This window comes from Stenotrophomonas sp. YJH_SMC_79, assembly GCF_059367995.1.
Genome location: NZ_JCAFRK010000002.1, coordinates 497,700 through 519,505, shown reverse-complemented (window position 1 = coordinate 519,505; position 21,806 = coordinate 497,700). Strand labels below are relative to the sequence as shown.

The 21,806-nt window shown below is 66.5% G+C and carries 20 protein-coding genes; 4 read left to right on the top strand and 16 right to left on the bottom strand.

What is annotated here, in order from left to right; genetic code table 11:
• Nucleotides 1–32 precede the first annotated feature (32 nt).
• From AC5P57_RS09135 to thrS, 8 genes are all read right to left on the bottom strand, one after another.
• Nucleotides 33–389, bottom strand: a complete 357-nt coding sequence (locus tag AC5P57_RS09135) for a MerR family transcriptional regulator (RefSeq protein ID WP_005410431.1) — start codon at nt 387–389, stop codon at nt 33–35.
• A complete protein-coding gene (locus AC5P57_RS09130) occupies nt 370–669 on the bottom strand; it encodes an integration host factor subunit alpha (RefSeq protein WP_005410432.1) in 300 nt (99 codons plus the stop codon). The genes AC5P57_RS09135 and AC5P57_RS09130 overlap by 20 nt, the downstream gene beginning before the upstream one ends.
• 27 nt (nt 670–696) lie before the next feature.
• Nucleotides 697–3,078, bottom strand: a complete 2,382-nt coding sequence (pheT, locus tag AC5P57_RS09125; RefSeq protein WP_262234792.1) for a phenylalanine--tRNA ligase subunit beta — start codon at nt 3,076–3,078, stop codon at nt 697–699.
• 121 nt (nt 3,079–3,199) lie between these two features.
• Nucleotides 3,200–4,195 (bottom strand): phenylalanine--tRNA ligase subunit alpha, encoded by a 996-nt coding sequence (locus AC5P57_RS09120; protein WP_005417865.1) that lies wholly within the window; start codon nt 4,193–4,195, stop codon nt 3,200–3,202.
• Between the two features lie 194 nt (nt 4,196–4,389).
• On the bottom strand, nt 4,390–4,749 hold the full coding sequence (gene rplT / locus AC5P57_RS09115; protein WP_005410435.1) for a 50S ribosomal protein L20: 360 nt from the start codon (nt 4,747–4,749) through the stop codon (nt 4,390–4,392).
• Between the two features lie 11 nt (nt 4,750–4,760).
• On the bottom strand, nt 4,761–4,958 hold the full coding sequence (gene rpmI, locus AC5P57_RS09110) for a 50S ribosomal protein L35 (protein ID WP_005410436.1): 198 nt from the start codon (nt 4,956–4,958) through the stop codon (nt 4,761–4,763).
• 266 nt (nt 4,959–5,224) lie between these two features.
• The gene (gene infC / locus AC5P57_RS09105) at nt 5,225–5,767 is read right to left on the bottom strand and encodes a translation initiation factor IF-3 (protein ID WP_079222586.1); all 543 of its coding nucleotides are present in this window, start codon (nt 5,765–5,767) and stop codon (nt 5,225–5,227) included.
• A 48-nt stretch (nt 5,768–5,815) separates the two neighbouring features.
• The gene (gene thrS, locus AC5P57_RS09100; RefSeq protein ID WP_142806442.1) at nt 5,816–7,717 is read right to left on the bottom strand and encodes a threonine--tRNA ligase; all 1,902 of its coding nucleotides are present in this window, start codon (nt 7,715–7,717) and stop codon (nt 5,816–5,818) included.
• A gap of 429 nt (nt 7,718–8,146) precedes the next feature.
• Between thrS and AC5P57_RS09095 the strand changes: the two genes are divergently transcribed.
• From AC5P57_RS09095 to AC5P57_RS09085, 3 genes are read left to right on the top strand one after another with little or no spacing between them, the layout of a single operon-like run.
• Nucleotides 8,147–8,443: a hypothetical protein gene (locus tag AC5P57_RS09095; protein WP_005410439.1), complete on the top strand. Its 297-nt coding sequence runs from the start codon at nt 8,147–8,149 to the stop codon at nt 8,441–8,443.
• Nucleotides 8,443–8,706 (top strand): hypothetical protein, encoded by a 264-nt coding sequence (locus AC5P57_RS09090; RefSeq protein ID WP_099551923.1) that lies wholly within the window; start codon nt 8,443–8,445, stop codon nt 8,704–8,706. Before AC5P57_RS09095 ends, AC5P57_RS09090 begins: the two co-directional genes overlap by 1 nt.
• Nucleotides 8,707–8,716: 10 nt before the next feature.
• The gene (locus AC5P57_RS09085) at nt 8,717–10,276 is read left to right on the top strand and encodes a PepSY-associated TM helix domain-containing protein (RefSeq protein ID WP_099551924.1); all 1,560 of its coding nucleotides are present in this window, start codon (nt 8,717–8,719) and stop codon (nt 10,274–10,276) included.
• Nucleotides 10,277–10,300: 24 nt separating this feature from the next.
• On the opposite strand, the gene AC5P57_RS09080 is transcribed toward AC5P57_RS09085, so the two are convergent.
• Together AC5P57_RS09080 and AC5P57_RS09075 are read right to left on the bottom strand one after the other, a co-directional pair.
• Nucleotides 10,301–10,705, bottom strand: a complete 405-nt coding sequence (locus tag AC5P57_RS09080; RefSeq protein ID WP_262234789.1) for a VOC family protein — start codon at nt 10,703–10,705, stop codon at nt 10,301–10,303.
• Nucleotides 10,706–10,802: 97 nt separating this feature from the next.
• On the bottom strand, nt 10,803–11,993 hold the full coding sequence (locus AC5P57_RS09075) for a glycoside hydrolase family 18 protein (RefSeq protein ID WP_262234788.1): 1,191 nt from the start codon (nt 11,991–11,993) through the stop codon (nt 10,803–10,805).
• Between the two features lie 216 nt (nt 11,994–12,209).
• Here AC5P57_RS09075 and AC5P57_RS09070 point away from each other — a divergent pair, with 216 nt between their 5' ends.
• Entirely contained in the window at nt 12,210–13,205 is a 996-nt protein-coding gene (locus AC5P57_RS09070; protein WP_262234787.1) for a tetratricopeptide repeat protein, read from the top strand.
• A 125-nt stretch (nt 13,206–13,330) separates the two neighbouring features.
• Here the strand turns inward: AC5P57_RS09070 and pnp are convergent, their stop codons facing one another.
• The 6 genes from pnp to nusA form a co-directional block, all read right to left on the bottom strand.
• A complete protein-coding gene (gene pnp / locus AC5P57_RS09065) occupies nt 13,331–15,439 on the bottom strand; it encodes a polyribonucleotide nucleotidyltransferase (RefSeq protein WP_032128652.1) in 2,109 nt (702 codons plus the stop codon).
• A gap of 151 nt (nt 15,440–15,590) precedes the next feature.
• A complete protein-coding gene (gene rpsO / locus AC5P57_RS09060) occupies nt 15,591–15,851 on the bottom strand; it encodes a 30S ribosomal protein S15 (RefSeq protein WP_005410445.1) in 261 nt (86 codons plus the stop codon).
• Nucleotides 15,852–16,024: 173 nt separating this feature from the next.
• Nucleotides 16,025–16,933: a tRNA pseudouridine(55) synthase TruB gene (gene truB, locus AC5P57_RS09055; protein WP_099551928.1), complete on the bottom strand. Its 909-nt coding sequence runs from the start codon at nt 16,931–16,933 to the stop codon at nt 16,025–16,027.
• A gap of 109 nt (nt 16,934–17,042) precedes the next feature.
• The gene (gene rbfA, locus AC5P57_RS09050) at nt 17,043–17,426 is read right to left on the bottom strand and encodes a 30S ribosome-binding factor RbfA (protein WP_005410447.1); all 384 of its coding nucleotides are present in this window, start codon (nt 17,424–17,426) and stop codon (nt 17,043–17,045) included.
• Between the two features lie 129 nt (nt 17,427–17,555).
• Nucleotides 17,556–20,198 carry a translation initiation factor IF-2 gene (gene infB / locus AC5P57_RS09045; protein WP_099551929.1) on the bottom strand — a complete coding sequence of 881 codons (2,643 nt, stop codon included), beginning with the start codon at nt 20,196–20,198 and terminating at the stop codon, nt 17,556–17,558.
• A 92-nt stretch (nt 20,199–20,290) separates the two neighbouring features.
• The gene (gene nusA, locus AC5P57_RS09040) at nt 20,291–21,802 is read right to left on the bottom strand and encodes a transcription termination factor NusA (RefSeq protein ID WP_006458580.1); all 1,512 of its coding nucleotides are present in this window, start codon (nt 21,800–21,802) and stop codon (nt 20,291–20,293) included.
• Nucleotides 21,803–21,806 lie beyond the last annotated feature (4 nt).

Here is a 21,806-nt window from a genome sequence, read left to right as displayed (position 1 = left end):
GTGAAGTATAGCGGATTACGATGGAAATGGGATCAGCGGCGCAGCAACTGCAGCACTTCTTCCAGCTCCATGCGCACCTGCTTGATGATCTGGTTGCTCAGCGCCGATTCCTCGCGGGCATCGGGGCCGTCCAGGCGCAGGCGTGCACCACCGATGGTGTAGCCCTGTTCGTACAGCAGGCTGCGGATCTGCCGCACCATCAGCACGTCGTGGCGCTGGTAGTAGCGGCGGTTGCCTCGGCGCTTGGCCGGCTCAAGGCTGGGAAACTCGGTTTCCCAGTAGCGCAGGACGTGCGGCTTGACGTCGCACAGCTCGCTGACCTCACCGATGGTGAAGTAGCGCTTGGCCGGGATCGGCGGTAGTTCGCGGTTACTGCCCGGATCCAGCATAAGCTTCCACCCTCTCCTTGAGCTTCTGGCCCGGACGGAAGGTGACCACCGTACGGGCGGAAATCGGAATTTCCTCGCCGGTCTTTGGGTTGCGACCCGGGCGCTGGTTCTTGCGCCGCAGATCGAAATTACCGAAGCCCGACAGCTTCACCTGACGTCCCTGTTCCAATGCTTCACGCAGCACATCGAAAAACGCGTCGACGAATTCCTTGGCTTCCCGCTTGTTCAGACCGACTTCGTCGAACAGCTTTTCCGCCATCTCCGCCTTGGTCAATGCCATTGCCTGCTACCCCCGAGTGCTGCCCGCTCAGCCGCGGATCCGGGCGTGGTGTTCACGCTCGATGGCAGTGACCGCCTCGGCCACCACCGCATCCACGTCGCGGTCCGTCAGAGTGCGCGACTTGTCCTGCAAAATCAAGCCCATAGCGAGACTCTTGAATCCCGGCTCGACGCCCTGGCCGACGTAACGGTCGAACAGGTTCAGGTCGCGCAGCAGCGGGCCGGCAGCCTGGCGGACGGTGGCCGCCAGATCGGCCCAGGCCACCTGTTCAGGCACCAGGAACGCCAGGTCGCGACGCACCGCCGGGAAGCGCGACAGCTCGCCGGCACGCGGCAGGCGGCGGGCCGTCAGCGGCTCCAGGTCCAGCTCGAAGGCGTACACATCGGCTTCGATGTCCATCGCCTTGGCCAGCCGCGGGTGGACCTGGCCAATCCAGCCAATCGCCACGCCATCACGGAACACCTCGGCCGAACGGGCCGGGTGGCCGTAGGCACGGGCCGACGGACGGAACTCCAGCTGCGCGCCACTGGCGGCGGCCAACGATTCCAGGTCGCCCTTCAGGTCATGGAAATCGACCTTGCGGGTCGGCAGGCCCCACTGCACCGCCTGCGCATCGCCACAGACGGCAGCGGCCACGCGCGGGGTTTCCAGCGGTGCGGGCTGGCCGTCGCCAGCCTGCTGGGCGAACACACGGCCGATCTCGAACAGGCGCACGCGGCCCAGCTGGCGCGCGGCATTGCGGCCCAGCGTGGCGACCAGGCCGGGCAGCAGCGACGGACGCATCACCGCCAACTCCGCCGACAGAGGGTTGGCCAGCGGCACCAGGCCGTCGCGCAGCTGCCACTGGGTCAGCAGCGCGTCGTCGACAAAGGCGAAGTTGACGGTTTCCTGCTGGTCACGAGCGACCAGCTGGCGACGCACGCTCAGCGCGTCCAGCTGGGTCTCGCTCGGCATCGCCACGCGCGAGGCACCGCCCGGCAGCGTGGTCGGGATCTGCTCGTAACCGTGGATGCGGGCCAGTTCTTCGATCAGGTCTTCTTCGATGGCAATGTCGAAGCGACGGCTCGGCGCGGCGACCTGCCAGCCGTCGGCGGTGGCGACCACGTCCATGCCCAGCGCGCGCAGGATGCGCTCGACTTCGGCGTCGTCGATGGTGATACCGAGCACGCGGGTGATGCGGGCGCGGCGCAGCTCGATCGTCGCCGGCTGCGGCAGGTCATCGACGCGCACGGCCTCGGTGACCGGCGCCGGGGTACCGCCGGCCAGGTCCAGCACCAGCCGGGTGGCGTATTCGATGGCGGTGCGCGGCAGCGCCGGATCGACGCCGCGCTCGAAGCGGTGGCCGGCATCGGTGTGCAGGCCGAGCTTGCGGCCACGGCCCATGATCGCGGCCGGAGCGAAGTGCGCGGCCTCCAGGAACACGGCGGTGGTGGCATCGGTGACACGGGTGTCGAAGCCGCCCATCAGGCCGGCCAGGCCGACCGCACGGTCCGCATCGGTAACCACCAGGAAGCTGTCGTCCAATGTGGCATCGCGACCGTCCAGCAGCTTCAGGCTCTCGCCAGCGCGCGAACGACGCACGGCGATGCTGCCCTGCAGGGTGCCGAGGTCGTAGGCATGCATCGGCTGGCCCAGCTCCAGCATCACGTACTGGGTGATGTCGACCAGCAGCGAGACCGGACGCACGCCGCTGCGGCGCAGGCGTTCGGCCATCCACAGCGGGGTCGAGGCGGCGGCGTTGACGCCTTCGATGACGCGGCCCAGGTAACGCGGCGCTTCGGCGCCGGCGTCGAGCTGGATCGACAGTTCGCGGCTGCCGACCGGCGCAATGGCATCGGCGGCGAAATCCAGCACTGCGCTGCGGGTGGCCGCAGCCACGTCGTAGGCGATGCCACGCAGGCTGAAGCAGTCGGCGCGGTTCGGGGTCAGCTTGATCTCGATGCTGGCGTCCGGCAGCCCCAGGTACTCGACCAGGGACTGGCCGACCGGTGCGCCGTCCGGCAGCTCCAGCAGGCCGGACGCATCATTGTCCAGGCCCAGCTCCTTGGCCGAGCACAGCATGCCGTTGGACTCAACGCCGCGCAGCCTGGCCGGCTTGATCTTCAGCTCGCCGATCTGCGCACCGACCATCGCCAGCGGCGCGACCAGGCCCGGACGCGCGTTCGGTGCGCCGCAGACGATCTGCAGCAGCTCGCCCTGCCCGGCATCGACCTTGCACACCTGCAGGCGATCGGCTTCGGGATGGCGTACGGCTTCGACGATGCGTGCCACGACCACGTGGTCGAGGCCGTCGCCAAGCGCGGTCACCTCTTCCACTTCCAGACCGATGGCGGTCAGCACCGCGCTCAGTTCATCGCGCGGGGCGGAGGTCGGGACGTGGCTGCGCAGCCAGTTTTCGGAGAATTTCATGGTGTCACCCTGGTGGGAGGCGTGCCTCCCGTTGCGGTTTTTGTGGTCGCCCAGCGCATGCGCAAGGATGCGTCCATCCAGAAAAGCAGCCGAGCATGGCTCGGCTCTACACGGTTGCGGCTTACGCGAACTGCTTCAGGAAGCGCACGTCGTTCTCGAAGAACGCGCGCAGATCGTTGACGCCGTAGCGCAGCATCGCAAAGCGCTCCACGCCCATGCCGAAGGCAAAGCCGGTGTAGCGCTCCGGATCGATGCCGACATTGCGCAGCACGTTCGGATGCACCATGCCGCAGCCGAGCACTTCCAGCCAGCGGGTGCTGCCATCGGGCTGCTGCCAGGCGATGTCCACTTCCGCACCCGGTTCAACGAACGGGAAGTAGCTGGGGCGGAAGCGCATCTCGAAGTCGCGCTCGAAGAACGCGCGCACGAACTCGGCCAACGTGCCCTTCAGGTCGGCGAAGGTCGAATGCTCGTCCACCAGCAGGCCTTCCACCTGATGGAACATCGGCGAATGGGTCTGGTCGCTGTCGCTGCGGTACACCTTGCCGGCGGCGATCATGCGCAGCGGCGGCGCGTGGTCGCCCATGTAGCGCACCTGCACACCGGAGGTATGCGTGCGCAGCAGGCGGCCGTCGCCGAAGTAGAAGGTGTCGTGCATGGCGCGCGCCGGGTGGTGCGGCGGGAAGTTCAGCGCCTCGAAGTTGTGCCAGTCATCCTCGATCTCCGGTCCTTCCGACAGCTCGTAGCCCAGCCGGCCGAAGATGCCGGTGATGCGCTCCAGGGTGCGGGTGATCGGGTGCAGGCCGGCACGGTCGCCATTGCGGCCCGGCAGGGTGATGTCGATGGCTTCGGCAGCCAGGCGCGCATCCAGTGCCGCGTCTTCCAGCAGCGCCTTGCGCTCGCCCAGCGCGCGGGTCAGCGCGTCGCGGGCCTGGTTGATCGCTTCACCGGCGGCCTTGCGCTCGTCGGCCGGCAAGGCGCCAAGCTGCTTGAGCTGCGAGGTGATGCTGCCACTCTTGCCAAGCAGGGCCACGCGCAGCTGTTCCAGCACGTCGGGGCTCTGTGCGGCGGCCACATCGGCCAGCGCCTGGGTGGTGAGGGATTGGATGTCGCTCATGGGGGGGCCGGAACTCCAGTCGATCTGCCATCGCGATGCGCGAAGGGCCGACCCCTGTCGCCACCGCCGTCCCCGCGCTGCCGTCGTGGCCTCGCCGGGACCCAAAAAAGAATGGGGAAGGACTTGCGCCCTTCCCCATGCATTGCCTTGACCTGACACCGTTCCGAGTGAACGGTTACGGCATCGGGAAGGACTTATGCCGCCAGCGCGCCCTTGGCCTTTTCGGCCAGCGCAGCAAAACCGGCTGCGTCGTGCACGGCGATGTCAGCCAGGACCTTGCGGTCCAGGGTGATGCCGGCCTTCAGCAGACCGTTCATGAAGCGGCTGTAGCTCAGGCCGTTGATGCGGGCAGCCGCATTGATACGGGTGATCCACAGCGAACGGAAGTTGCGCTTCTTCTGCTTACGGCCGATGTAGGCGTACTGCTGTGCCTTGATGACCGCCTGCTTGGCGACGCGGAAGACCTTGCGACGGGCGTTGTAATAGCCCTTGGCGAGATCCAGAATCTTCTTGTGGCGGCGACGCGCCTGTACGCCACGCTTAACTCGTGCCATTTTTCAGTTCCTCAGAGGTAAGGGAGCATGCGGTCCAGACGGCCTGCGTCTTCTGCACGGACATGGCCCGTCTGACGCAGATTACGCTTACGCTTGGTCGCTTTCTTCGTGAGGATGTGGCTACGGTTGGCGTGGCCGCACTTGTACTTGCCCGAGGCGGTCTTGCGGAAACGCTTGGCCGCTGCCCGGTTGGTCTTGATCTTGGGCATTGCAATGTCCTTGATGGGATATGACCCTGGTTTCTGACTGATCTGGCGGCGGCCTGGGCCGCTCTTTCCGTCCTGCCATGATCGGCGTACGACCCGTCCTGGGTGGGTCGAGCCGGGCATGATACAGGCAAAACCGCCCTGCCACCAGCCCCCGCAACCCTTTCGCCGGCAATTCACCGGCCTGCCGCAAAAGCAAAGGGACGCCAGCGGCGCCCCCTTACCCTGAACCATTCAGCCAGGCGCCCCGGAAGGCGGCCCGTCAGGCCTCAGGTCTTCTTCTTCGGCGCGATCATCATGACCATCTGACGCCCTTCCAGGCGCGGACGGGATTCGATGACGATGTCCTCGCCCAGATCGGTCTCGATCCGGTTGGCCATCTCGCGACCCAGTTCCTGGTGGCTCATTTCACGGCCACGGAAGCGGATGTTGACCTTGATCTTGTCGCCTTCCTCAAGGAAACCGCGCATCTTGCGCAGCTTGATCTGGTAGTCGCCCTCGTCCGTGACCGGACGGAACTTCACTTCCTTGATCTCGACCTGCTTGGTCTTCTTCTTGGCCTCGCTGGCCTTCTTCTGCGCTTCGAACTTGAACTTGCCGAAGTCCATGATCTTGCAGACCGGCGGATCGGCCTGCGGCTGGATTTCGACCAGGTCCAGGCCTTCATCTTCGGCCATGGACAGCGCTTCGTCGCGCGACAACACGCCGATCATTTCTCCGTCACTGCCGATCACGCGGACGCGCGGCACACGGATTTCCTGATTCTTGCGGTTCTGTTTGTTGTCAGGGGTGCTGATATTACGTTCTCCCAAGGGTATCGAACCGGCCCGGGTGCCTGTGCCCCCGGACCGGACCTTTGCTTACGCGCCCTCGGCGTGGAGCCGCTCGATGAAGGCCTGCAGGCTCATGCTGCCCAGGTCTTCGCCAGAACGCGTACGCACCGCCACAGCCCCATTTTCCTTCTCGCGGTCACCAATGACCAGCAGGTAGGGCACGCGCTGCAACGTATGCTCGCGGATTTTATAGCCGATCTTCTCGTTACGCAAATCCGAGCTGACGCGGAAGCCTTGCTCCGCAAGGGTTTTGGTCACGCCCGAGACGTAGTCGGCCTGGGCGTCGGTGATGTTGGCCACCACCACCTGGGTCGGCGCCAGCCAGGCCGGGAACTGGCCGGCATGGTGCTCGATCAGGATGCCCAGGAAGCGCTCCATCGAGCCGACGATGGCGCGGTGCAGCATGACCGGGTGCTTCTTCTGGCTGTTCTCGTCCACGTACTCGGCGCCCAGGCGGCCCGGCATCATGAAGTCGACCTGCATCGTACCCAGCTGCCAGGTACGGCCGATGGCGTCCTTCAGGTGGTACTCGATCTTCGGGCCGTAGAAAGCGCCCTCGCCCGGCAGCTCCTGCCATTCCACGCCACAGGCGGTCAGCGCCGAGCGCAGCGCGCCTTCGGCCTTGTCCCAGGTGGCGTCGTCGCCCAGGCGCGATTCCGGGCGCAGGGCGATCTTGATCTGGATCTCGTCGAAGCCGAAGTGCTGGTAGACCGCCAGCGCCTGCTGGTGGAAGGCCGTCACTTCCGACTCGATCTGGCTTTCCGTGCAGAACACGTGGCCGTCGTCCTGGGTGAAACCACGCACGCGCAGGATGCCGTGCAGCGCGCCGGACGGCTCGTTGCGATGGCAGGAACCGAATTCACCGTAGCGGATCGGCAGGTCGCGGTAGCTGTGCAGGCCCTGGTTGAACACCTGGATGTGGCCCGGGCAGTTCATCGGCTTGACCGCGTACGTGCGCTTCTCCGATTCGGTGAAGAACATGTTGTCCTGGTAGTTGTCCCAATGGCCGGACTTCTTCCACAGGCTCACGTCCAGGATCTGCGGGCAGCGCACTTCGCCATAGCCGCTGTTGCGGTAGACCTTGCGCATGTACTGCTCGACCACCTGCCACAGCGCCCAGCCCTTCGGGTGCCAGAACACCAGGCCCGGCGCTTCTTCCTGCAGGTGGAACAGGTCCTGCTGCTTGCCGATGCGACGGTGGTCGCGCATTTCAGCTTCTTCGATGCGCTTGATGTACGCCTCAAGCTGCTTCTTGTCGGCCCAGGCGGTGCCGTAGATGCGCTGCAGCTGCTCGTTCTGCGCGTCGCCGCGCCAGTAGGCGCCGGAGATGCGGGTCAGCTTGAAGGCCTTCAGGAAGCGCGTGTTCGGCACGTGCGGGCCGCGGCACATGTCCACGTATTCCTGGTGGTAGTACATGCCCATCGCCTGGATGTCGTCGGACATGTCCTCGATCAGGCGCAGCTTGTAGTCCTCGCCGCGGGACTTGAAGATCTCGATCACTTCGGCGCGCGGCGTCATCTTCTTGATGACGTCGTAGTCCTGGGCGATCAGCTCACCCATGCGCTTCTCGATCGCGGCCATGTCGTCCGGGGTGAACGGGCGCTCGGAGTAGATGTCGTAATAGAAGCCTTCGGCGATCACCGGGCCGATCACCATCTTCACGTCCGGGTACAGCTGCTTGACGGCGTGGCCGACCAGGTGGGCGCAGGAGTGGCGGATGATCTCCACGCCCTCCTCGTCCTTGGCAGTGATGATGCGCAGGCTGGCATCGTGGTCGATGACGTCGCTGGCATCGACCAGCACGCCATCCACGGCACCGGCGATGGTGGCCTTGGCCAGGCCGGCGCCGATCGACTGGGCGACGTCCATGACGCTGACGGGGTTTTCGAATTCGCGGCGGCTGCCGTCGGGAAGAGTAATGTTGATCATCGCAGTGGCTTCGTGCGGGGCCCGCGGGGCGGGCTGGAAAGCGTTCCCGGGGCGGCGCCCGGGCAATAAAAAAGCGCCGCGAGGGCGCCTGGAACACAGGGCCTTCGGGGGCAGGTCAACAGTGGGCGGTGGTAGTGCTCATGTCACACGCTCGGCCGGCGCTGGGCGCGGGCCACCTTGTTCCAGTCAGGGTTCGGCGATGATCTTAAACCAGTGCACGGGAAAGCCCAAGGCCCACCGTACGGTCCCCTGAATGGGTCTCGCTGGCGGCGTGAAATTGCAATGATTACCATGTCGGCGCAGGCCGCCCCGTGCCAGCCTGCCCGCTTTCCCCCAGGACCCCGTGATGCGCCACCCGCTCCGACCGGCTCCCGCCGGCCCCGCCCGTGCCCCGCGTTCGCCGGCCCGCTGCCACGCTGGCCGCCCGCGATGATCACCGTCGGCCTTTCCACGCTCGGCTTCTGCAGCCTGGGCATGCTGGCAGCGATGTTCTCGGCGCTGGCCTTCTATGCCGCCTCGCCGCACTGCCGCTGGCCGCGCCTGCGCCGCGCCGGCCGCCTTGGCCGCCAGATCGGCCTGGTCGCCGCTGCCGCCGCGCTGTGGCTGTGGATGGCCGAGCTCGGCTTTGCCGCAGGCCTGGTGGCGATGCTGTGCACCTGGATGCTGGCCGCCATGCTGCTACCGGCGCTGGCCGCTTGGCACCGCCCCGGCACGGAGTCGCCCTGATGTGGCCGCGCGCCCTTGCCGGCATCATCGCCGGCTTCCTCCTCGCCGCAGCCGCCACCGGCCTGCTGGCGTGGCTGCCGCCCGGCCCCTGGCAGCGGGCGCTGGTGCCGACCCTCATCGCCTTCATCCCGCTGTGGATGCTGGCCGCCCTGTGGGCGTTCAGTTTCCGCAGCGCGCTGCGCGCCTGGCTGGTGCTGGCCGGCAGCGCCGCCGCCGGCTTCGCCGTGCTCGGGCTGCTGCGCCTCACCGGCGCGGTGCAATGAGACCCGCCCCATGAAATTCAGTTCGCAGACCCTGCGCACGTTTACCACCCTGCACACCTGGGTCGGCCTGGTCGCCGGCTTCGGCCTGTTCGTGGCCTTCTATGCCGGCGCGTTGACCCTGTTCCACCACGACCTGCCGCTGTGGCAGACGCCTGGCGCAGCCACCGCGCTGCCGGCCGGGCTGGACGATGCGCAGTACCTGCTGGAGGACGTGCTGGCCACACATCCGGAAGCCCGCCGCCACGTCGGCATGACCTTCCCCGGCGCCGACCATCCGCAACCTCTGGCGTACTGGCAGGCCGATGACGGCAGCTGGCGCTACGCCTGGCCGGGGCAGATCGCCGGCAGCCCCACACCACCGCAGACCGGGCTGGCGGAACTGGTCAACGAGCTGCATTACAGCCTGGGCCTGCCGGTGGCCGGCATCTACGTGATGGGCATTGTCAGCCTGCTGTATGGCATGGCGCTGCTGAGCGGCCTGGTGATCCATCTGCCGAAGCTGTTCGGTGACCTGTTCGCGCTGCGTCCGGGCCGCAACCTGAAGCAGCTGTGGCAGGACGCGCACAACGTGATCGGCGTGCTGAGCCTGCCCTTCCACCTGATGTTCGCGGTGACCGGCGCCCTGCTCTGCCTGGTATTCGTGCAGATGGCCCTGCTCAACCCGCTGATCTTCGACGGCAAGGCCCTGCAGGCGGTGCCAACAGCAATGGACACCGCGCCGGTCCGGGAAGCCACCGGCATTCCGTCGCCGCCGGGCAGCCTGCGCGTGCTGCATGCGCGGGCGCTGGAAGTAGCACGCGCGCAGGGCGTGACCAGCTTCGAGCCGGCCTACCTGAAGCTGGCCAACGCCGGCGACGCCAACGCCACCATCGAGATCACCGGTGAATCCACTGGCACGCTCGGCCCACTCGGCGCCGTGGCGCTGGACGTTGCCACCGGCAATGTACTGGCGACCCAGCTGCCGGGCCAGCGTGACGCCAACCACGCCACGCTCAGCGCCGCCTATGCGCTGCACTTCGGCGAGTTCGGCAACGGCGTGGTGGTCTGGCTGTATTTCCTGCTCGGCCTTGGCGGCGCCTTCCTGTTCTACTCCGGCAACCTGTTGTGGATCGAGTCGCGGCGCAAGCGACGCCAGCCGCAGCAGCCACGCGCCGGTGTGAACATGGCGCGGGCCACGGTCGGCGTGTGCATCGGCCTGTGCGTGGCGATCTCGGTGGCATTCGCCAGCGCGCTGGTGCTGGAACGGCTGGCACCGGCGGCGGTCGATCACGGCATCCGCTGGGCCTGCTTCGGCAGCTGGGCAGCCTGTGCGTTGTGGGCGGCATTGCGCCGCCCGGCACAGGCCGCACGCGAGCTGCTGTGGGCTGCGGCGATCAGCACCGCGCTGGTGCCGGTGCTGCACGGCACACTCAGTGGCGACTGGCTGTGGCGCGCCGCCGCGCAGGGCCATTGGCCGCTGTTCTGGATCGATGCCATCGCGCTGGCCATGGCCTTTGGCTTCGCCCGCCTGGCAGTCGCCAGCCAGCATCGCGCCCGCAACGGCGATCCGAACAGCGTCTGGGCGAACTGAAGCCTTGCCGGGCATGGCCCGGCGCTATCGGAGCAGGTGCGCTTCGTCCGGGTAACGGCTGACTTCGATCAGGTTGCCATCCGGGTCGCGGAAGTACACCGATTCGATCGGACCCAGTGCGCCGGTGCGGGCCACCGGCCCTTCCTCCACCGCGACGGCCTGCGCCTGCAGGTGCGCCAGCACATCGGCCATGGCGGTACGTGTGATCAGGCAGAGATCGGCGCTGCCCGGCGTGGGTTGCAGCGCATGCGGCTGCAGCGGGGCACTGGCCGGATGCAGGTTGATCTTCTGCCGGCCGAACTGCAGCGCGGTACGGCCGGCGCCGAAGCGCACGACCTGCATGCCGAGCACGCGCTGGTAGAAATCACAGCTGCGTTCGATGTCGGCCACGGTGAGGACCAGATGGTCCAGGCGTTCGAGATGGATCATGCCCGCAGCCTAGCGCTGCGGGCATTGCTTCGATGTGCGGGGTTGGGCCGATGACGTTGCGGCATCCGTCGGGCATGACCCACCGCCAGCGGGTGGCTCAATCGCCGACGCGTGCCTTCTGCCACGGGGCGAGCATGGCGTTGAGCAGGCTGGCCTGTTCGTCGTCGCCGGTCAGCTCCCACATGAACACGCCGGCCAGGCCTTGCTCGCGCGCGAACTGCGCACGCAGGCCGATCGAGCGCGGGTCCTCATAGCTGATGAAGATCTTCTGCGCGGCGTTGTACAGCCACGGGCTCTGTGCCTGCGGCTGCCAGTGCTTCGTCCAGCCCGGCTGGTCGAGATAGCGCGCCTTGATCACCCGCCAGTCGCCGGCATCGGCCGGTGCACTGTAGGCCTGGTACAGCCCATCCGGGGCGTCGCCGGTGACCTTGAAGCCGCGCCCGTAGAACGGCACGCCCAGCACCAGCTTGCCGGCCGGCACGCCGTGCTCGCGGTAGTACTGCACCGCGCCGGCCACGTTGTTCCAGCGCCGCAGCTCCGGTGCCAGTGGGTCGGCCGCCACCTCATGCAGCGGCGCGTTGAAGGTCGACACCGCCGAGAAGCCGGTGCCCATGTCGTAGCTCATCAGGTTGATGAAATCGAACACCTTGGCCAGCGCCGGCAGGTCGTAGCTGGCGGCCGGATCGTAGGGGCCATCGGTCTGCAGGCGACCGGCGGCCAGCGCGGCGGTCAGCAGCATCGGCTGCCCCGCCTTGCGACCGCGCGCATCGAGTGCCACGCGGAACGCCTGCGCGAGCCGGGTCAGGTTGGCGCGATCCTGCGGACGGTGCGCCAGCTCCCTGGGGCCGCCACTGACCGGGAACTCCCAGTCGATATCCACCCCATCAAAGCTGCCGGCGTGGCGATCGAAGAACAGCGCCATGCACGAATCCACCAACCGCTTGCGGCTGGCCTCGGTCAGCGCTGCATCGGAGAATCCACCTGCGCCCCATCCGCCGATTGAGATCAGCGTGCGCAGATGCGGGTGCGCCTTCTTCAGCTCGGCCAGCGCAGCGAAATTCTTCGGCGCTTCGGCACCGATCGTGCAGCGCCCGTCCTTGATGGTCGAGAACGCGTAGAACAGGTGGGTGAGGCGCTCGGCCGGAATGCTCGACACCGGGTAGCGCTCGGCCGAACCACCGGGGTAGTAGGCACCGAAGATCGGTGGCTGCGCGTGCGCCGCATGCACGGCAATGGGCAAGGCACCGGCAATCAGCACGGCAAGGACAGCCACGGTCTGGCGGAACATGGGATCTCCCGGTTCGAAGGCGCAGCCACGTTAGCAAACGGATGCGGCTGTGGGACGGTTGTCGCGGCATGTCGTCCAGTGGACAGGCGCGCCGCATCCCTTGACGACATCGGGGCAGACATGCGATTGCCGTCATGCACTGCAGCAGGACACACACCGACGCCGGTCTCCCATGCATCGGCTAAGGTAGCCGCGGACCTCCAACCGTGCATGGACATGAGCACCGACCACAACGACATTGACGACGGCGACCTGCTGGACGACGAAATCCTCGACGAACACCAGATACTGGAAGCGCGCGCCTACGACACATTCCACGAAGGCGACCTGCCGCAGGCGGTGGAGCTGTTCGGCGAACTGATCGCCATCGCTCCCGAGGTGCCCTACCTGCACTACATGCGCGGGCTGGCGCACAAGTACCTGCGCGACTGGCCGGCGTCGCTGCAGGACAACCTGCGATCGGAGCAGTTGCGCGGGGAATTCGATGTCGCCACCGCCTGGAATGCCGGGATCGCGGCCACCGGCATGGCGGACTGGGCCGAAGCACGACGCCAGTGGACCCGCTGCGGCATCACCCTGCCCGAGGGCGAAGGTCCGATCGAGGGCAACTTCGGCGTGGCCTGTGTGCGCTTGGCACCGTGGTCCGATGCCGAAGTGGTGTATATGAGCCGCATTGATCCGGTGCGTGCACGCATCGACAACGTGCCGCTGCCCGAAAGCGGCTTCCGCTTCGGCGACATCGTGCTGCATGACGGTGCATCGACCGGCCGACGTACGTACGGCGATCACGAGGTACCGGTGTTCAATGCAATGCAGCGCCTGCAGCCATCGGACATGGCGACCTTCACCGTGTTCGTGCAGTGCGATTCAGCCGATGACATCGCTGCCCTGGGGGCCATGAACCTGCCTGGCATCGGCATGGTCGAGGATTGGACCGCGACCGTGCGCCGGCTATGCCGCCGCTGCAGCTATGGCACCCCGCATCAACATGAAGACGATGCAGAGGCCGTCGAAGAAGGTACCTGGGCGCGCGGGCGAGATCTGGGCATTGCCGCGCAGGGCCGGGCTGCGGTGGAGAAGCTGCTGGCGACGTGGACCGCCGCGGCCCCGGGACGCGTGCTGGAGGCCATCGAACAGCGAGAGCATCCGCTGAGTGACCCCGAGCCGGGTCAGGTGTGGTGGCTGGGGGAGGAGGAAGACGAGAAAGCGTAGCTGCCCCGCCGGGCATGGCCCGGCGCTACCTGATGGCGGCAGGCAAAGAAAAAGCGGGCCGAAGCCCGCTTTTTCATTTCAGCGATTCCAGGAGCGTGTCAACCAAGGTTGACACCCACCGCCGATTACTCGGCGCTGACGGCGTCGCCTTCTTCCACGGCCTTCATCGACAGGCGGATACGGCCCTGCTTGTCGACTTCCAGCACCTTGACCTTGACCACATCGCCTTCCTTCAGCACGTCGCCGACCTTCTCGACGCGATCGCTGGAGATCTGCGACACGTGGACCAGGCCGTCCTTGCCCGGCAGGATGGTGACGAACGCACCGAAGTCCATGATCTTGGCGACCTTGCCTTCGTAGATGCGGCCCGGCTCGACGTCCGAGGTGATCTGCTCGATGCGGGCCTTGGCGGCCTGGGCAGCGATCGCGTTGACCGAAGCGATGACGATGGTGCCGTCATCCTGGATGTCGATCTGGGTGCCGGTTTCCTTGGTGATGGCCTGGATGGTCGAACCACCCTTGCCGATCACTTCGCGGATCTTGTCCGGGTGGATCTTGATGGTCAGCAGGCGCGGCGCGTAGTCCGACAGTTCTTCACGCGGAGCGGTCAGGCCGTGGGCCATTTCGCCCAGGATGTGCAGACGGCCAGCCTTGGCCTGCTGCAGGGCCTGCTTCATGATCTCTTCGGTGATGCCTTCGATCTTGATGTCCATCTGCAGGGCAGAGATGCCCTCAGCGGTACCGGCCACCTTGAAGTCCATGTCGCCCAGGTGATCTTCGTCACCCAGGATGTCGGACAGGACGACGAAGCGCTCGCCTTCCTTGACCAGGCCCATGGCGATACCGGCAACCGGCGCCTTCACCGGCACGCCGGCGTCCATCAGGGCCAGCGAGGAACCGCAGACCGAGGCCATCGACGAGGAACCGTTCGACTCGGTGATTTCCGAGACGACGCGGATGGTGTACGGGAAGGCTTCCAGCGACGGCATGACAGCCAGCACGCCGCGCTTGGCCAGGCGACCGTGGCCGATTTCGCGGCGCTTCGGGCCCATCATGCGGCCGCACTCACCCACCGAGAACGGGGGGAAGTTGTAGTGGAACAGGAAGTTTTCCTTGTACTCACCGGCAACGGCGTCGATGACCTGGCCGTCACGGGCAGTGCCCAGGGTGATGGTCACGATGGCCTGGGTTTCGCCGCGGGTGAACAGCGAGGAGCCGTGGGTACGCGGCAGCACGCCGGTCTTCACGGCGATCGGGCGGACGGTGTCCAGCGCACGGCCGTCGATGCGGACCTTGGTGTCCAGCACCGAGTCACGCATGGTGCGGTATTCCAGCTCGCCGAATTCCTTCGACAGCTCCGCCGGGTTCCAGCCCTCGGCAGCCACGCGGCCAGCCAAGGTTTCGACCACGTCCTTCTTGATCGCCGAGATGGCGTCGCGGCGCTGCAGCTTGTCGCGCACCTGGAAGGCTTCGCCCAGGCGCGGGCCGATGGCTTCCTTCAGGGCGGAGATCAGCGCGTCGTTCTTGGCCGGGGCTTCCCAGGTCGACGGCTTGGTGCCGGCTTCGACGGTCAGCTCGTTGATCGCGTTGATGACCTTCTGCATTTCGCGGTGACCGAAGGTCACGGCGCCCAGCATCACTTCTTCGGACAGCAGCGCGGCTTCGGATTCGACCATCAGCACGGCGTTGGAGGTACCGGCGACGACCAGTTCCAGCTGCGAGTCAGCCAGTTCGCTGACGGTCGGGTTCAGGATGTACTCGCCGTTCTTGTAACCGACCTTGGCAGCGCCGATCGGCCCCATGAACGGGGTGCCGGCCAGGGCCAGGGCAGCCGAGGCGCCGATCAGGGCCGGGATGTCGCCGTCCACGTCCGGGTTCAGCGACATGACCGTGGCGATGATCTGCACTTCGTTCTTGTAGTCTTCCGGGAACAGCGGGCGGATCGGACGGTCGATCAGACGCGAGATCAGGGTTTCCTTCTCGGTCGCACGGCCTTCACGCTTGAAGAAACCACCCGGGATACGGCCGCCGGCGTAGAACTTTTCCTGATAATCGACGGTCAGCGGGAAGAAGTCCTGGCCTTCGCGCGCGCTCTTGGCGGCGACGGCGGTGACCAGCAGTACGGTGTCGTCCATCTTGACGATGACGGCACCGCTGGCCTGACGGGCGACTTCGCCGGTCTCGAGCGTGACGGTGTGCTTGCCGTACTGGAAGGTTTTGGTGATTTTTGCCACGGAGGGTGTCCTTGGGGATGCTGTCTGCGAATTTGGACCGTCGGCGACCCTTGCCGCCAGCGGGTGGCCGGATCGTTCCGGCCTGAATCGGGGATTGCGGTGCTACAAAACAAAACCGCGGCGCATCGCTGCGCCGCGGGGGATTCGTTGCTTAGCGACGCAGGCCAAGCTTTTCAATCAGGGCCTTGTAACGCTCGACGTCCTTCTTCTTCAGGTAGTCGAGCAGGCTGCGACGGCGGTTGACCATCTGCAGCAGGCCGCGGCGGCTGTGGTGGTCCTTCTTGTGGGTCTTGAAGTGGCCGGTCAGCAGTTCGATGCGGGCGGTCAGCAGGGCAACCTGGACTTCCGGGGAGCCGGTGTCAGCGGAGCTGCGCTTGTTGTCTTCAATGACCTTCTGGGTGTCGATCGACATTTCTTTTTTCTCTGTGATGCGTGGCCGGCAGGAACGCGCTTCGCGCACCGCCAGGCTCGCCGTGGACTACGAGGATGAAACCTGCGCGAGGCAGGCTGCCGGAAAACGGCCGCGAAATTGTAACGGTCGGGGGGGCCGGGAACAAGGTCCGGTGCTGAACCGCCCTGCCCGGTTCAGAGGTTGAAGCGGCGCTGCGGGGCCAGCAGCCCGCTGTCATCGACCTGCCCGAGCCCCTGGACAGCATCGTCCGGACCAAACACGGCGACCAGGCCATGCGGCCAGGACGGGTCGCGCTGGCGCTGGCCAACGCAGAAGCGGTGGGTCTGGTCCGCATCGAGGTCGACCCGCGGGTATTCCGCCAGCCCGGCCGCCAGCGGCAGCAGCAGCGCGTCCATGCCCGCCTCGTCGCCGGCCTCGACCATTGCCCGCAGCTGGTCCAGGGTGACCATGGCCGGTTCGCGGAACGGCTCCACCCAGAGCCGGCGCAGCGCGCTGATATGGGCGCCACAGCCCAGCACCTCGCCCAGATCGCGGGCCAGGCTGCGGATATAGGTACCCGAGCCGCAGGTCACGCGCAGGCGCAGCCGTTCCGGCTGCTGCTCCAGCACCGCGATGGCATGCACCTGGACCTCGCGTTCCGGCGCTTCGATGACATCGCCACGGCGGGCCTTCACATACAGCGGCTCACCGCCCTGCTTCAGCGCCGAATAGATCGGGGCACGCTGGCGGATGTTGCCGGTCAGCGGCGCCAGTGCGGCCTGCAGCGCCTCGGCACTGATGGCCGGCACCGGGCGCTGCAGCAGCACCTGGCCTTCGGCGTCATCGGTATCGGTGGTCTGTCCCAGCACGATCTCGGCGTCGTAGGCTTTGGCCGAGCCGAGCAGCAGGCCGGCAATCTTGGTCGCCTCGCCGAAGCACAGCGGCAGCAGGCCGGTGGCCAACGGGTCGAGGCTGCCGGTGTGGCCGCCCTTCTCGGCGCGGAACAGGCGACGGGCCACCTGCAGGGCGGCGTTGGAGCTCATGCCGGTCGACTTGTCGAGCAGCAGGATGCCATCCAGGCGGCGGAACTGAATTCGGGTCATGACAGGTACGGGTAGCGCCGGGCCATGCCCGGCGAGCGCGCAGCGCGGTCTGCATCAGACATCGCACAGCCGGAATGCAACAACGCCGGGCATGCCCGGCGTCGCGCGGTTATTCTTCGTCGCTCTCGCGGCGCTTCTCCGCGGCCAGCGTATCGGGCAGGTCGCGCAGGATGTTGTCGATGTGCTCACCACGGTCGACCGAATCGTCGTAGTGGAAATGCAGCTCCGGCACGTGGCGCAGCTTCATCGCGCGTGCCAGGTCCATGCGCAGGCGGTAGCCCAGCTCCTTCAGGCCGGCCACGGCCTCGGCCGAACGCTCCGGCATCAGCGCGGTGACGAATACCTTGGCATGGGCCATGTCGCGGGTGATTTCCACGTCGGACACGCTCACCGAGGGCAACCCGTGCTCGCGCACGGCGTTGTGCACCAGGGTGCCGAGTTCACGGCGCAGCTGGGCGGAGACACGGTCGGTTCGATGGAAAGTCTTGGGCACGAGGAGCTCTTGGTTCAGTTGTCGCCCAAACAACGGTCGGGCGCTACCTTTGATTCGATTGTCGCCCGACCAACGGTCGGGCGCTACATGTGCATGGTGGGGCCCGACCGTTGGTCGGGCCACATCACATTACAGGGTGCGCGGCACTTCGATACGCTCGAAGCACTCGATCTGGTCACCCGGCTTGACGTCGTTGTAGGCCTTCACCGCGATACCGCATTCGGTACCGTTGCGGACTTCCTCGACGTTCTCCTTGAAGCGGCGCAGCGACTCCAGCTCGCCCTCGAAGATCACCACGCTGTCGCGCAGGACGCGGATCGGCTTGTTGCGCTTGACCACGCCCTCGATGACCATCGAGCCGGCAACGGCGCCCAGCTTGGAGCTGCGGAACACGTCGCGGACCTCGGCGATACCGATGATCTCTTCGCGGATCTCCACGCCCAGCAGACCGGAGGCTACCTGCTTCACCTGATCGATCACGTCATAGATGATCGAGAAGTAACGCAGGTCCACGCCGTTGGATTCGATGATGCGACGGGCCGAAGCATCCGCACGCACGTTGAAGCCGATGACGGTGGCCTTCGAAGCGGCCGCCGAGTTGGCGTCCGATTCGGTGATGCCGCCCACGCCGGAGTGAATCACGTTGATGCGGATGTCTTCGTTGGACAGCGCGACCAGTGCCTGGCTCAGGGCCTGCACCGAACCCTGCACGTCGGCCTTGATGACCAGGTTGAGAACCTGCTGGCCCTCGCCCTTGCCCAGGGTCGCCATGATGTCTTCCATACGGCTGCCAGCGGTGGCGACCAGGCGCGATTCGCGGCGCTTGGTCTCACGCTGCTGGGCAACGTCCTTGGCCAGGCGCTCGTCCTCGACGACCACGAAGTCGTCACCGGCTTCCGGCACGCCGGACAGGCCCAGGACCTGCACCGGGATGGACGGGCCGGCGAACTCCGGCTGCTTGCCGGTTTCGTCGAACAGCGCACGCACGCGGCCGTACTGGATGCCGCACACCAGGTAGTCGCCCTTCTTCAGGCGGCCCTGCTGCACCAGCACGGTCGCGACCGGGCCGCGGCCCTTGTCCAGCGACGATTCGATCACCACGCCCGAGGCGCGGCCTTCGTCGACGGCCTTCAGTTCCAGCAGTTCGGCCTGGATCGAGATGGCGTCCAGCAGGTCGTCGATGCCCAGGCCGGTCTTGGCCGAGATCTCCACCATCTGGGTATCGCCACCGAAATCTTCGGCCACGACCTGCTCGGACAGCAGTTCGTTCTTGACCCGCATCGGGTCGGCGTCGGACTTGTCGATCTTGTTGATCGCCACGATCAGCGGCACACCCGCCGAACGGGCGTGCTGGATCGCTTCCTTGGTCTGCGGCATGACGCCGTCATCGGCGGCCACGACCAGCACCACGATATCGGTCAGCTTGGCACCGCGGGCACGCATCGAGGTGAAGGCAGCATGGCCCGGGGTATCCAGGAAGCTGATCACGCCCTTCGGCGTATCCACGTGGTAGGCACCGATGTGCTGGGTGATGCCGCCGGCTTCGCCGGTGGCGACCTTGGTGCGGCGGATGTAATCCAGCAGCGAGGTCTTGCCGTGGTCGACGTGGCCCATGATGGTGACCACCGGCGGACGCTGGGTAGCTTCGCCCTGGTTTTCACCGGTCGAGGCCAGCAGTGCGTCTTCGGCGTCGTTGTCGTTGGCACGGATCGCCTTGTGGCCGAGTTCTTCGGTCACCAGCGCGGCGGTGTCATGGTCGATGGACTGGGTGATGGTGGCCATCACGCCCATCTTGAACAGCGCCTTGACCACCTCACCGCCCTTCAGCGCGAGCTTCTGCGCCAGGTCGGCCACGGTGATCGTGTCGCCGATCGCCACTTCACGCACCACCGGCGCGGTCGGACGCTCGAAGGCGTGCGGACCGGCATTGTTGCCACCGCGCGACATGTCGCGACGGCCACCGGCCTGGTTGCGCCCGCCCGGACGACCCCGGGTGTTGCTGTTGTTGCTGTTGCCACGACGCGCGCGGTCGGCAGCCGACAGGTGCATCTGGCCGGCGAAACGGTCGCCCGGGCCACGCTCGTTGCGCGGCGCGCTGCGGTTGTTGCGGTCGTCGTTGCGCGGCGGCGGTGCACTGCGCGGCGCAGCCGCAGCGGCAGCCGGAGCACGCGGCGGGCGCGGTGCGGTTTCATCGATCGGAGCACGCTTGGGCTTGCTGGCAGCCAGCGCCTCGGCGGCCTTGGCGGCGGCCGCAGCTTCCTCGGCGGCCTTCTTCTCGGCCTCTGCGCGCTCCTTGGCCGCAACCTCTTCCTCACGGGCACGGACGATGGCTTCGTCGCGCAGACGATCCTTCTCGGCCAGGGCCTGCTGTTCGGCGAGGTTGCGGGCACGCGACTCTTCCAGCTTGCGCAGGATGTCGGCGCGCTCTTCGTCCGGCGTCATGGCGCGCGCACCATCCTTGACGTAGGTCCGCTTCTGGCGGACCTCGACATTCACGGTCGTCTTGCTGCGACCGGAATTGACCGTCACTTCCTGCTGCTTCCGGCGGTTGAGCGTGATCTTCTTTGCAGACTGATCGGTCTCTTCCGGGGCCTGCTCGGGCTTGCCGTGCGAACGACGAAGGAAGCCCAGGAGCTTTACCTTCTCGGAGCTGGTCACGACCTGGTCGGGACCGCTGAACTTCATGCCGGCACCGGCCAGCTGTTCCAGCAGTTTTTCGACCGGCGTGTTGACCAGTTCGGCAAGCTTGCGGATGGTGGTTTGCTGCGACATTCGGATCCTATGATCTTGTGGGCGCCCCCCCGCATCTGGAGGTGGCGCGGATTCTACGCCCTGAGCGGCTCAGGGCCCTGTTCATTGCCGGCTCATTCGCCGCGTTCCAGTCGGGCGATCTCTTCGGCACGGGCGGCCAGGATCAGCGCAGCGGCGCGCGCCTGATCCAGTCCTTCGATGCCGAAGTCCATGACCTCGTCGGCGGCCAGGTCGGACAGGTCCTCACTGGTACGCACGCCGTGGCCGGCCAGCGCATATGCGGTGGCTTCGTCCATGCCCTTCAGGGACAGCAGGTCCTGCGCCGGCTGGCCGTCTTCAAGGCCTTCCTCGACTGCCAGGGCCTCATTGAGCAGCGCATCGCGGGCACGAGCGCGCAGCTCTTCGACGATGTCTTCGTCGAAACCTTCCACGGCCAGCAGTTCGCCGACCGGGACATAAGCGATTTCCTCGACGGTGCCGAAGCCTTCGCTGACCAGGATGCCGGCGATCTCTTCGTCCACTTCCAGCTTGTCCATGAACAGCTGACGGGCCGAAGCCTGCTCGGCTTCCGACTTGGCAGTGACCTGGTCCTGGGTCATCACATTGAGCTGCCAGCCGGTCAGGCGGCTGGCCAGGCGCACGTTCTGGCCGCCCTTGCCGATCGCCTGGGCCAGGCGGTCTTCGGCGACGGCCAGATCCATCGAGTGCTTGTCTTCATCGACGATGATCGACTGCACTTCGGCCGGCGCCATCGCGTTGATGACGAAGTTGGCCGGGTTGTCGTTCCACAGCACGATGTCCACACGCTCGCCATTGAGCTCGTTGGACACGGCCTGCACGCGCGAACCGCGCATGCCGATGCAGGCGCCGATCGGATCGGTGCGCTGGTCGTGGGCCAGCACGGCGATCTTGGCGCGGTCGCCCGGATCGCGGGCACAGGCCTTGATTTCCACCAGGCCCTGGCCGACTTCCGGCACTTCCAGCTTGAACAGCTCGATCATGAATTCCGGAGCGGCACGGCTGATGAACAGCTGCGGGCCACGCGGTTCCGAACGGACTTCGGCCAGGTAGCCGCGCACGCGGTCGCCGGCGCGCAGCACGTCGCGCGGGATGCCCTTGTCCTTCGGGATGAAGCCTTCGGCATTGCCACCGAGGTCGACATAGATGTTGCCGCGCTCGGCGCGCTTGACCACACCGGTGATCAGTTCGCCGACGCGATCCTTCCACGCATCCACGACCTGCTGGCGCTCGGCTTCGCGCACGCGCTGGACGATGACCTGCTTGGCGGCCTGGGCAGCGATGCGGCCGAAGTCCGGGTTCTCGATCTGCTCTTCGATGTAGTCGCCGACGTCCACGCCTTCGGCTTCATCGACGGCGTCCATCAGGCGGATCTGGCGGTCCGGCGATTCCATGACCACGTCATCGGCCACCACTTCCCAGCGGCGGTAGGTTTCGTAGCTGCCATCCTTGTGGTCGATGACCACGCGGGTCAGCACTTCCTCGTCGGGATAGCGCTTCTTCGCTGCCGAGGCCAGGGCGGCCTCGATGGCATCGAAGATCACTTCACGCGGCACGCCCTTCTCGTTGGCGACCGCGTCGACTACCAGCAACAGTTCCTTGCTCATTGGC

What these genes read in the sequence shown, in the direction of transcription:
- AC5P57_RS09135 (WP_005410431.1), bottom strand. Translation starts at nt 389, where the DNA reads ATGCTGGATCCGGGCAGTAACCGCGAACTACCGCCGATCCCGGCCAAG.
- AC5P57_RS09130 (WP_005410432.1), bottom strand. Translation starts at nt 669, where the DNA reads ATGGCATTGACCAAGGCGGAGATGGCGGAAAAGCTGTTCGACGAAGTC.
- pheT (WP_262234792.1), bottom strand. Translation starts at nt 3,078, where the DNA reads ATGAAATTCTCCGAAAACTGGCTGCGCAGCCACGTCCCGACCTCCGCC.
- AC5P57_RS09120 (WP_005417865.1), bottom strand. Translation starts at nt 4,195, where the DNA reads ATGAGCGACATCCAATCCCTCACCACCCAGGCGCTGGCCGATGTGGCC.
- rplT (WP_005410435.1), bottom strand. Translation starts at nt 4,749, where the DNA reads ATGGCACGAGTTAAGCGTGGCGTACAGGCGCGTCGCCGCCACAAGAAG.
- rpmI (WP_005410436.1), bottom strand. Translation starts at nt 4,958, where the DNA reads ATGCCCAAGATCAAGACCAACCGGGCAGCGGCCAAGCGTTTCCGCAAG.
- thrS (WP_142806442.1), bottom strand. Translation starts at nt 7,717, where the DNA reads ATGATCAACATTACTCTTCCCGACGGCAGCCGCCGCGAATTCGAAAAC.
- AC5P57_RS09095 (WP_005410439.1), top strand. Translation starts at nt 8,147, where the DNA reads ATGATCACCGTCGGCCTTTCCACGCTCGGCTTCTGCAGCCTGGGCATG.
- AC5P57_RS09090 (WP_099551923.1), top strand. Translation starts at nt 8,443, where the DNA reads ATGTGGCCGCGCGCCCTTGCCGGCATCATCGCCGGCTTCCTCCTCGCC.
- AC5P57_RS09085 (WP_099551924.1), top strand. Translation starts at nt 8,717, where the DNA reads ATGAAATTCAGTTCGCAGACCCTGCGCACGTTTACCACCCTGCACACC.
- AC5P57_RS09080 (WP_262234789.1), bottom strand. Translation starts at nt 10,705, where the DNA reads ATGATCCATCTCGAACGCCTGGACCATCTGGTCCTCACCGTGGCCGAC.
- AC5P57_RS09075 (WP_262234788.1), bottom strand. Translation starts at nt 11,993, where the DNA reads ATGTTCCGCCAGACCGTGGCTGTCCTTGCCGTGCTGATTGCCGGTGCC.
- AC5P57_RS09070 (WP_262234787.1), top strand. Translation starts at nt 12,210, where the DNA reads ATGAGCACCGACCACAACGACATTGACGACGGCGACCTGCTGGACGAC.
- rpsO (WP_005410445.1), bottom strand. Translation starts at nt 15,851, where the DNA reads ATGTCGATCGACACCCAGAAGGTCATTGAAGACAACAAGCGCAGCTCC.
- truB (WP_099551928.1), bottom strand. Translation starts at nt 16,933, where the DNA reads ATGACCCGAATTCAGTTCCGCCGCCTGGATGGCATCCTGCTGCTCGAC.
- infB (WP_099551929.1), bottom strand. Translation starts at nt 20,198, where the DNA reads ATGTCGCAGCAAACCACCATCCGCAAGCTTGCCGAACTGGTCAACACG.
- nusA (WP_006458580.1), bottom strand. Translation starts at nt 21,802, where the DNA reads ATGAGCAAGGAACTGTTGCTGGTAGTCGACGCGGTCGCCAACGAGAAG.